Raw genomic sequence first — 8,768 nt, 5'->3', positions numbered from 1 at the left:
TGCCGCCCTCCGCCTCCTTCAGGATCGCGATGATCTGGCTATCGGTAAACCGCGATGTCTTCATGGGAACCTCCTCGGATCAGTGTACGAGAAAAGTCCACTTTTGGCGACCGCTCTTTTCAGGGGGGATTACCCCGGGACCCAGCACCACACGGCCAGGCTTGGCGCCGGTGTGTTCGCCGTCGCGCAGCACGGCGGTGCCGTTCACAAACACATCTCGCACGCCGGTCGCCAACTGATGCGGTTCCTCGAAGGTGGCGTGATCGCCAATGGTCTGCGGGTCAAACACCACGATGTCGGCCAGATAGCCCGGCTTGAGTTGTCCGCGGCGCGCTATGTGCAGATTGCCAGCCGGCAGACTGGTCATACGGCGAATGGCTTCCTCGAGCGAGAGCACCTTCTGCTCGCGCACATAGCGGCCCAGCACGCGGGCGAAGGTGCCATAGGCGCGCGGATGCGGACTGCTGCCCAGAAACACGCCTTCAGGTGCCATGGACTGCGCATCGGAGCCAAAGCTTACCCAAGGGCGCTTCATGGCCTTCACCAGATTGTCTTCGCTGATGATGAAGTAGATGGTGCCCACGCGGCTGCCGTCCTGCACCACCAGGTCCATGGCCGTCTCTTCCGGTGTCGTGCCACGCTGCTTGGCCACCGCCGCCAGGGTCATGCCGGTGTAGTGCTTGAGGGTATCGTTCTTGAAGCCGCTCAGCAGCACACGCTCCGGCGATCCGGCCGCAAGCAGGAGACTCTCCCACTGGTCAGTGGGCGTGCGCATTTCCTGCGCAACACGCGCGCGAATGGCCGGATCCTGCAAACGCTTGGCCCATGCTGCGTATCCGCCTTCCTGCACCCAGGGCGGCATGGCGGCATCAAGACCCGTCGCGCCCGCCGTGTAGGGATACATGTCGGCGGTGATGTCCAGGCCCTTGGCGCGCGCCGAGTCGATGCGATCGAGCACTCGGTCCATCTTGGACCAGTTACCCTCGCCCGCCGCCTTGATGTGATAGATCTCGGCGCGCGCACCACTCGCCTCGGCAATGGCAATGAGCTCCTCCACCGCCTGCTCAAAACGCGCGCCCTCGCTGCGCAGATGCGAGATGTACATGCCGCCATACGGGGCGGCGGCCTGCATGAGGGCAATCAGTTCCGGCGTCTTGGCAAAAAACGCCGGTGTGTAAATCAGTGATGACCCGACGCCGAGCGCCCCGTCTTCCATGGCCTGGCGCACCTCGGCCTGCATGGCCGCGAGTTCGCTGGGCGTCGGCTCGCGGTTGTCCCAGCCCACGTGATTGATGCGCACCGTGGTGGCCCCGACAAACGACGCGATGTTGGTGCTGATGCCCTTGGCCACCAGCGAGTCCTGATACTCACGCAGCGTGCGCCAGGTGATGGGATAACGAATGGCGCCCTGCTTGGCGAGCATGTCGGCTTTGAGCGTGTCCGACAGCGGGCCCATGGACGTGCCCTCGCCCATGACCTCGAGCGTGACACCCTGCCGGATGTCGCTTAGACTGCGGCCGTCCTCGATGAGCGATTCCGTGGCCCAGCTCAGCATGTTGATGAAGCCGGGTGACACGGCCATGCCGGTGGCATCCACCTCGGTGCGTCCTTTGCCGCTCACCACGCCCACGGCGACAATGGAATCGCCCACTACGGCCACGTCGCCGGTGATTGGCGCCTGACCCGTGCCGTCGTAGATGTTGCCGTGCCTAATGACCAGGTCGTATTGAGGCGCTTCGCTGCAGGACGGCACGGCGGCGGCCATGAGCAGGCCGGCGGCGAGTCGGCCGAGGAGGGTGCGAGAGAACCACGCGGAGCGTGGCGGGGCGGGCCGCAGGCGACGGGAGGTCATCGGGGCGCTGGCAGGGAGGGGGTGGGTGGGGCTGGACAAACATGGGCCGCAAATCGCCCTCGGCCTAGATCTGAGTTCCGGCGCCTTTCAAATGGCCGACACCAAACCTTTCAATCAGCCGCTACCAAAGGTTGCAATTGGCCGCCCCCCACCTGCGCTCCTTGGTCCCTAAGGCCCCAAGCTGTACGTCACCGAAGATGACAGAAGTCCCTTCTCTGCGTAGCTTGTTATAACCCCCAAGGAGCCCGCCATGTCAGTACTCCCGACGCCGCTCATCAGCACTTCGCCGGATCGTCTCGGCGGAACGCCGGTCTTCTCCGGGACCCGAGTGCCGGTTCAGAGTCTCATCGACTATCTCGAGGCAGGTCACCCCCTCGATCATTTCCTTGACGAGTTTCCGAGTGTGACGCGTGAGCACGCAATCGCCGTACTCGAACTTGCCAAGCAGGCGCTGTTGACCCCGGCAGCATAGTCGATCAGAAGGTGCGCGGTCGCCAGATTCGCATAGTGGTCATACGTGCGCCACGCAACAATCTGCCCACCCTCGCGCCAATTGCTCCAGCGGTGCTTGAAGTGCTTGGGCAGATGTCCCCAGGCCAATTGCGCATCGTTGCTGCCTGAGCAGATCCCGAACTGACTGTTCTATCGGTTGTTCGGCGGCGGTCCCTGCCAGAGCACATGGGTGATCTTCCACCGACCATCCATGCGCGCCATGAGCAGGTAGTCCATGCCCCACCACGCGTCCACACGGGCGGCGGCAATCTGCTCCTGCACGTCATACAGCACGACGCGCTTGGGCGCATTGGCCGGTGGCAGATTGCGGCCCGCGCGCACGGCCGCCGCAAAGCTGCCGAACGACGGCCAGGGAAACGGCACGTGCTGCCACGATCCGTCGCGGCCTTTGGAGTAGCCGAACTTGAGCACCTCGGGCGACACGCTGCGATACAGCTTGACCGTGTCACCCTCGTAGAAGCCTTCGATGTAGTCGAGGGCGGCACGCTCGGCGCCGGCGCGGTCTGGAGCGGGTTGGGCGTCGATAGAGGTTGGGGCGGCGGCCCAGAGGGCCGTGGCAACGACGAGCTGAAGGAGTCGGCAGAGTCGCATTGGGAGCCGGGGCGCAGAGGGGATGGGAGGAGGCGGAGGGAGTACAGGAGATACGACCAGCACCGCCCGCAAAGGGTTTGCAGCGCCATGCACAGGGTATCGACGGATCGTCGATATTACCCACGCATTTGCGGAGTCCCACCGGCCATCGATACCTCCCTCAACGAGCAGGGGGCGGCGCTCCATTGGATTCTGCCGAACGACAGGAGCTCAACTGTGGATGCTCTGGACGGCTTCATCAATACATTCGTCGGGTACGGAAACCTGCGAGCACCTCTGTGGTTTCTCGGGATGGAAGAGGGCGGTGGTCGAGATGTCGGCGAGCTTCGTCTTCGAGTCAACACGTGGAATGAGCGTGGTCGGCGAGCGACCGAGGACCTCGCAGGCTTCCACCGTGGCATTGGCGTTACGAAGTACTTTGTCGAAGATCGCCCAAAGCTTCAGCAAACGTGGTGTGCACTGATGAAGGCGCTGCAGGCTTGGAGAGGTGGGTCTACGGATCTGGCCACGCTGCGAAGCGTCCAGGCCAAAGAGTTTGGATCAAACGACGGCCCGGCGGCGCTTCTGGAGCTGCTTCCTCTTCCGGCTCAAAGCATCGATTCCTGGCCATACCAGGAGCTCTCGACAAGCGTACCCCAACTTGCGAGTCGCTCCTCATACGTCGACCATGTGCTTCCAATGCGTGTGCAGCTGCTCAGCCAGCTTGTGCGCAAGTATCGACCGACGGCTGTGGTGTGTTACGGGCTGGGATACGCCAAGCATTGGGAGTCGATCTTTGAGGTCGCGCTGGAGACCGCTGTTCTTGAGGAGCGACGGTGTCTTAGTGGTTGGTTGGGACCTACCCAGGTCTTGGTCGCACCGCATCCGGCCCGAGCCAATTCGTCCTTGTTGTGGACGACAATTGGACTGCGTCTTCAAGATGCCGCGCGATACGAGCCAATCAGCGACGCAAAGGACGCTCTTGCTCGGTAAGCAACTCCCTGGGCTTCCGGAAGCCCCTCGGGCACCCTCCAACCTCGCAAGCATGCCTGGAAAGATGACGTACCTCTCCGGAGATAACTGAATTGACTGGCGAATCCCACCTCTGGCCGATTGCCGAGCTTATCGCTCGACTTCAGGCCGATGATTTGTTGAGGACGCTCTGTGGCCAGCGCCAGGTGAACAGCGAGAAGTTCGATACTCGCGAGCATCTCCTTGAGGACCTGATAGCTCAATTGGTGCGTGAGCGCCATCCCGACGGGCAGGTCACCGAACGTCAAGTGGCGGGCCGAACCTTTGAGATTCCAAAGTGGCACTTTCTTGCCAGAAGCCGCCCCGACCTTGTACTCGCCCTCGACGATCAGCTCCACGTTCTTGAGGTAAAATCGAGTAAGGTAGGTGACAACCGCAGCCAGTGCGTTCTGGGGAAGCCGTTTCAGAAGTACCTTTGGGACCTAGGTTACAACGGTCCGCCGCCTCGCGAGGTCGAGCAGGACTTGATCAAGATGGCACTGCTGGTCGCGATCGATGCACGTATTGCATCAGCTTCGCTACTCATGGTTGACGGCTACGCTGGTAACGGCCTCAAGTGGTCTCGCGTGTTCGCTGACGCCGATCTGTTTGCAAGAACGATGCGCACGCCCTGGATCCAGAAAGCGGCCGAGAAGTTAGTAGCCTCTACCGAGATTCGGAGGATGTCGGTTGGCAGCATGGTTGCCGACGTGATACTCTGCCAGGTGGTCAACCCTGATCGAACCGAACCATTGTAGCGCGCAGTACCTGGCATGTGCGTACCGAGAGCTCACGGTGCCGGGTGTAATCTCGCGTGGCGCTTCTGGCTGTCCCAAGTCGGGGCGGATCAAAATTCCCAACCTTGTCGAGGGCATCGGCACCGATAGAGCAAGTGCGGCATGTTACGAGAGAGTCGCTCTCGATATCGAGCTGCTGACATCAGGGTTTCACGCCCACAATCCACTCCACCATCGCCTCAAAACGCTCCGCGTCCAGCGCGTGCCCACAATCGCGCCGCAGGTGCGTGACAAAGTCCCCACGCACTCTGGCCACCACCTGATTGGCGTCGCGTGAGTACTTGTCACCGCTTCCCGACACCACCAGCGTCGGTCTTGGCCCAATGGCCGAGAGCACATCGTGCGTGTCGTACTCACGGGCCAGGCCGGGTACGGTTTCGAACAGCGTGAAGCCGGTACCCTCCCGCATGCGGGTGGCAACGCTGCACACGGCGCCGCTGATGCAGGCGAACTGACAACGTGGGTCCAGCGCGGCGTGGTACAGTGCGGTATATCCGCCCAACGAGTGGCCTGCCACTCCTACTCGATTCGGGTCCAGCGCGACGGCGTCCATGAGCACACTCAACGCACGCTGCGCGTCATCCAGTGCCTTGCGCATGAGGGTGTCACCCTGAAGCATGCGGTACGCCATGGCGTTGTAGTGCCGCAGCCAATCGAAGTGCTCAGGCTCGGTGCCCTGCACAGGCCCACGCCGATCTTCAAACGTCAGGGCATCGGGCGCCAGTACCGCAAGACCTCGCCGAGCCAGAGCGGGGCCAAAGGCCTGATAGCGGTCTCCCACCAGACCGGCCACCTCGCTCTTGCCGAAGTGGAACTCGCCGTTGTGCTGATGAAATACCACCACGCCACTTTGCGGTGCGCGGTCGGTTGGCGTGAACAGAAAGGCCGGGATGTGATCGCCGTCATGGCCCAGATACTCGATACGCTCGCGGCGGTATCCGTCGGCGTCAACGCAGTCGGTTCGCCGGAATTCAACGCGCACCGGTTCGGCAAGTCCCAGCCGGGCGCGGAAGGTCGAGGCAAAATCGGTCGTCATATGGCAAGTTAGTTGACGTGGCAATAGGCAAACCTCACCCCGCGCGGGAACGCCTCTTCCTCCGCCTCGATGGCGACCCGCTCTGTGCGCCGGAGACCACGGTCCCCGCCAGCACGATGCGGGCGTTTGCCGTGCCCGCCGCGCTGCGCCCGCTGGTCGCGCACGTCACGGCCTACGAAGAGCACTTTGCCGATGGACACGAAATGGTGGAGCGGGTGCTGCCCGATGGGGCGTCGCGGCTGATTGTTGCGCTCAACGGTGGCAACGCCGAGGTGCAGGTGGCTGGAGCCAGTGCCAGTCCCGTGGTGCTGGCCATGCGGGGACACATGCACGGCATTTCGCTCACGCTGCGTCCCGGTGCGAGTCTCGCGCTGTTTGGTGTACCGGCCAGTGCGCTCGCCAATCAGACGGTGCCGTGGGAGGCACTGGTGCGCGGCGTCTCTCCGCAGTTGCCGGACACGCTCGCGGACGCCGGCAGTGATGCGCGGCGGGTGGAGCAGGTGTTTGCGGCATTGCAGGGCATGCGCCGGCCGACAGACTCGCGCACGCTGCGTGCCATCGGTCTCGCCACCCACAAGGCTGCCACCCACGGGGGCACGCTGTCCACGCGGAGTGTAGCCGCCGAGCTGGGGCTCAGTACGCGCCGAGTGCAGCAGTTGTTTGCCTCACATCTGGGTCTGACACCGGGCGAGTGGCGCCGCCTGCAGCGCATGCATGACGTACTGCGGCGGCTTCGGCCGCATGAGACGCCGAGGGATACGCCCAGATGGACGCAACTGGCGCTCGAGGCGGGGTACTACGATCAGGCGCATCTCATCAACGAGTTCCGTGCTCTTGCCGGTCTCACGCCAGGCGAGTTGCTGCAGAACGTTTCGCATTCTTCCAATACGCCGGCCGGTGGACGTGACAGCTTGCGGTGAATTCTTCCAACTTCATCACCCGCAACCCGCCTGAAGTCCATCGGATGTCCATGCACCAACCCAAGCCATCACTCAGCCACTGCATTGCCATCGTCACCGGTGCCAGCCGCGGGGCCGGCCGCGGCATTGCCACGGAACTCGGCGCCGCCGGTGCCACGGTGTACGTGACCGGACGCAGTCAGCGACATCGTCCCGCCACCACGTACCAGCAGATCCAGTCGCTCTCCCATCTCGAACAACTGCCCGGCAGCATTGAGCAAACCGCCGAAGACGTGACCGCCGCCGGTGGACGGGGTATTGCGGTGGCCTGTGATCACACCGACGAAACGCAGGTGCGCGCCCTGTTCGAAAGAGTGCGTGCCGAGCAGGGCCGCCTCGATGTATTGGTGAACAATGCCTGGGGCGGGCACGAAACGTTCGACGGCATTTTCAAGGCGCCGTTCTGGGAGCGCCCCATGTCAAATTGGGACGCCATGATGGATCGTGGCGTGCGCAATCATCTGTTGGCCAGCCGACACGCGGCGCCGTGGTTTGTGGAGCAGGGCCAGGGGCTCATCGTGACGACCACGTTCTGGGATCGCGATCGCTACATGGCCGGCAACCTGTTCTACGACCTGGCCAAGGCGTCCATGACGCGTCTGGCCTTTGGCATGGCCGAGGAACTGCGGGCCCACAATGTGGCCTCGGTGGCGGTGTCGCCCGGCTGGATGCGTACGGAATTTGTGCTGGCGGGCCATCAGACTGATGAAACGCAGTGGCAGTCGGTGCCGGCGCTCGCGCGCACGGAGTCGCCACGCTATCTGGGCCGTGCGGTCGTGGCGCTCGCGTCGGACCCCAACATCATGGCCCATAGTGGGCAGGTACTGCGTGTGGGGGATCTCGCGCGGTTCTACGGCTTCACGGACATTGATGGCCGGGTGCCGCCGCCGTTTGAGATTTGAGACGGAGGCACGTGGCTTCTGAGTTCGTGTCGCGATTCGGGGTGCGTGGTGTCTGCAGGATCGTCAACAGCTCACGCAGAGAACTACAGGAGAACCGCAGAGTTCGCAGAGAGCTGCAGTCTGGGATTGAACAGCCTTGTCGCGGATCTCGCGGATGGAGCGGAAACTGCACGGATCAACAACAAGAGAATGCCTTATCCGTGCTGTTTCCGCTCAATCCGTGTCATCCGCGATGAAGGACCCCGACCCCGACCGCCCCGCTCTGCGACCTCTGCGGTTCTCCTGCTGTTCTCTGCGTGAGCTGTTGACGATATGGCTGTGACCCCCAGTGTCGGCATCACAGGATGCCGTGCAGTGCCAATACGCTGGTTGACGGCATCGCCAATCAGCTCAGAATCCAGTACTATTCTGGTGTCTCCACTTCCCTCTGAGCACACCATGGCACATTCGACTGCGAAAGACCTGCTACAGGAAGCCGCCGACCACCTTCCCGAGGGTGCTTCCGTGGAGGACGCGATTGAGCGCCTGCTCTTCCTGGCAAAAATCGAGCGTGGAAAGGCCGACCGAGAGGCCGATCGCCTGGTCGAACACGATGAGGTCAAGCGTCGCCTCGGGCTCTGATGCAAATTCGCTGGACTGCACAGGCTGTAGAGGACCTCGCGAGCATCAAGTCGTACATTGCGCGCGACTCAGCTGTCCTCGCGCAATTGGTTGCAGCGCGTCTCTACAATGCGGTGGATCAGCTCTCATTGTTCCCGGACTCCGGCCGCGTGGTACCGGAACGTGGTGATCCTTCACTCAGAGAGTTGGTGAGGCCGCCATACCGAATTGTGTACGAGAGGGGCGAGGACGCCGTGGTGATCCTCACGATTTTTCACGCAGCTCGCACGTTCCCTGACTTGGTCTAGCTGGGAGCCAGCCGAGAAGCCTCTCGTGTTCCACTGGGCCTTCAACATCTTCAACGGGGCACGAAGAGAACCCTGAAGAACTTCAGATGGCGCAGAGAACGGCGGTCGGGGTGTGAACGGCCTTGTCGCGGATTGCACGGATGAAACGGAAACTGCACGGATCAACAACAAGAGAATGCCTTATCCGTGCTGTTTCGGGCGTGTTCAGAGTTTTGTGTGC

The 8,768-nt window shown here is 62.6% G+C and carries 10 protein-coding genes; 6 read left to right on the top strand and 4 right to left on the bottom strand.

Features of this window, described 5'->3' with window-relative positions; translation table 11 throughout:
* Nucleotides 1-79: 79 nt before the first annotated feature.
* Nucleotides 80-1,765 carry a D-aminoacylase gene (locus tag B2747_RS06615; protein WP_343125875.1) on the bottom strand — a complete coding sequence of 562 codons (1,686 nt, stop codon included), beginning with the start codon at nucleotides 1,763-1,765 and terminating at the stop codon, nucleotides 80-82.
* 337 nt (nucleotides 1,766-2,102) lie between these two features.
* Here B2747_RS06615 and B2747_RS06610 point away from each other — a divergent pair, with 337 nt between their 5' ends.
* Entirely contained in the window at nucleotides 2,103-2,324 is a 222-nt protein-coding gene (locus tag B2747_RS06610; protein WP_291158184.1) for a DUF433 domain-containing protein, read from the top strand.
* 170 nt (nucleotides 2,325-2,494) lie between these two features.
* Here B2747_RS06610 and B2747_RS06605 read toward each other — a convergent pair whose 3' ends face one another.
* A complete protein-coding gene (locus tag B2747_RS06605; protein ID WP_291158182.1) occupies nucleotides 2,495-2,956 on the bottom strand; it encodes a nuclear transport factor 2 family protein in 462 nt (153 codons plus the stop codon).
* Between the two features lie 210 nt (nucleotides 2,957-3,166).
* Nucleotides 3,167-3,403: a hypothetical protein gene (locus B2747_RS06600; protein ID WP_291158179.1), complete on the bottom strand. Its 237-nt coding sequence runs from the start codon at nucleotides 3,401-3,403 to the stop codon at nucleotides 3,167-3,169.
* 617 nt (nucleotides 3,404-4,020) lie between these two features.
* On the opposite strand from B2747_RS06600, the gene B2747_RS06595 reads away from it, so the two are divergent.
* Nucleotides 4,021-4,704: a hypothetical protein gene (locus tag B2747_RS06595; protein WP_291158176.1), complete on the top strand. Its 684-nt coding sequence runs from the start codon at nucleotides 4,021-4,023 to the stop codon at nucleotides 4,702-4,704.
* Nucleotides 4,705-4,885: 181 nt separating this feature from the next.
* Here B2747_RS06595 and B2747_RS06590 read toward each other — a convergent pair whose 3' ends face one another.
* Complete coding sequence (locus tag B2747_RS06590; protein WP_291158173.1) at nucleotides 4,886-5,779, bottom strand: dienelactone hydrolase family protein; 894 nt, start codon at nucleotides 5,777-5,779, stop codon at nucleotides 4,886-4,888.
* A 17-nt stretch (nucleotides 5,780-5,796) separates the two neighbouring features.
* On the opposite strand from B2747_RS06590, the gene B2747_RS06585 reads away from it, so the two are divergent.
* The 4 genes from B2747_RS06585 to B2747_RS20140 all read left to right on the top strand — a co-directional run bounded on the left by B2747_RS06585 (nucleotide 5,797) and on the right by B2747_RS20140 (nucleotide 8,548).
* Nucleotides 5,797-6,699 carry an AraC family transcriptional regulator gene (locus B2747_RS06585; protein ID WP_291158170.1) on the top strand — a complete coding sequence of 301 codons (903 nt, stop codon included), beginning with the start codon at nucleotides 5,797-5,799 and terminating at the stop codon, nucleotides 6,697-6,699.
* Between the two features lie 50 nt (nucleotides 6,700-6,749).
* Nucleotides 6,750-7,640, top strand: coding sequence for an SDR family oxidoreductase (locus B2747_RS06580; RefSeq protein ID WP_291158168.1), 891 nt, complete (start codon nucleotides 6,750-6,752; stop codon nucleotides 7,638-7,640).
* 438 nt (nucleotides 7,641-8,078) lie between these two features.
* A complete protein-coding gene (locus tag B2747_RS06575; RefSeq protein ID WP_291158166.1) occupies nucleotides 8,079-8,261 on the top strand; it encodes a hypothetical protein in 183 nt (60 codons plus the stop codon).
* The gene (locus tag B2747_RS20140) at nucleotides 8,261-8,548 is read left to right on the top strand and encodes a type II toxin-antitoxin system RelE/ParE family toxin (protein ID WP_343125874.1); all 288 of its coding nucleotides are present in this window, start codon (nucleotides 8,261-8,263) and stop codon (nucleotides 8,546-8,548) included. Before B2747_RS06575 ends, B2747_RS20140 begins: the two co-directional genes overlap by 1 nt.
* Nucleotides 8,549-8,768 lie beyond the last annotated feature (220 nt).

Source organism: Gemmatimonas sp. UBA7669 (genome assembly GCF_002483225.1).
Taxonomy (GTDB): Bacteria; Gemmatimonadota; Gemmatimonadetes; order Gemmatimonadales; family Gemmatimonadaceae; genus Gemmatimonas.
Note: the sequence above shows the minus strand (reverse complement) of the source record. Positions and strands in the feature narration are given on the sequence as shown.

What these genes read in the sequence shown, in the direction of transcription:
- B2747_RS06615 (WP_343125875.1), bottom strand. Translation starts at nt 1,765, where the DNA reads ATGGCCGCCGCCGTGCCGTCCTGCAGCGAAGCGCCTCAATACGACCTG.
- B2747_RS06590 (WP_291158173.1), bottom strand. Translation starts at nt 5,779, where the DNA reads ATGACGACCGATTTTGCCTCGACCTTCCGCGCCCGGCTGGGACTTGCC.
- B2747_RS06575 (WP_291158166.1), top strand. Translation starts at nt 8,079, where the DNA reads ATGGCACATTCGACTGCGAAAGACCTGCTACAGGAAGCCGCCGACCAC.
- B2747_RS20140 (WP_343125874.1), top strand. Translation starts at nt 8,261, where the DNA reads ATGCAAATTCGCTGGACTGCACAGGCTGTAGAGGACCTCGCGAGCATC.
- B2747_RS06605 (WP_291158182.1), bottom strand. Translation starts at nt 2,956, where the DNA reads ATGCGACTCTGCCGACTCCTTCAGCTCGTCGTTGCCACGGCCCTCTGG.
- B2747_RS06580 (WP_291158168.1), top strand. Translation starts at nt 6,750, where the DNA reads ATGCACCAACCCAAGCCATCACTCAGCCACTGCATTGCCATCGTCACC.
- B2747_RS06610 (WP_291158184.1), top strand. Translation starts at nt 2,103, where the DNA reads ATGTCAGTACTCCCGACGCCGCTCATCAGCACTTCGCCGGATCGTCTC.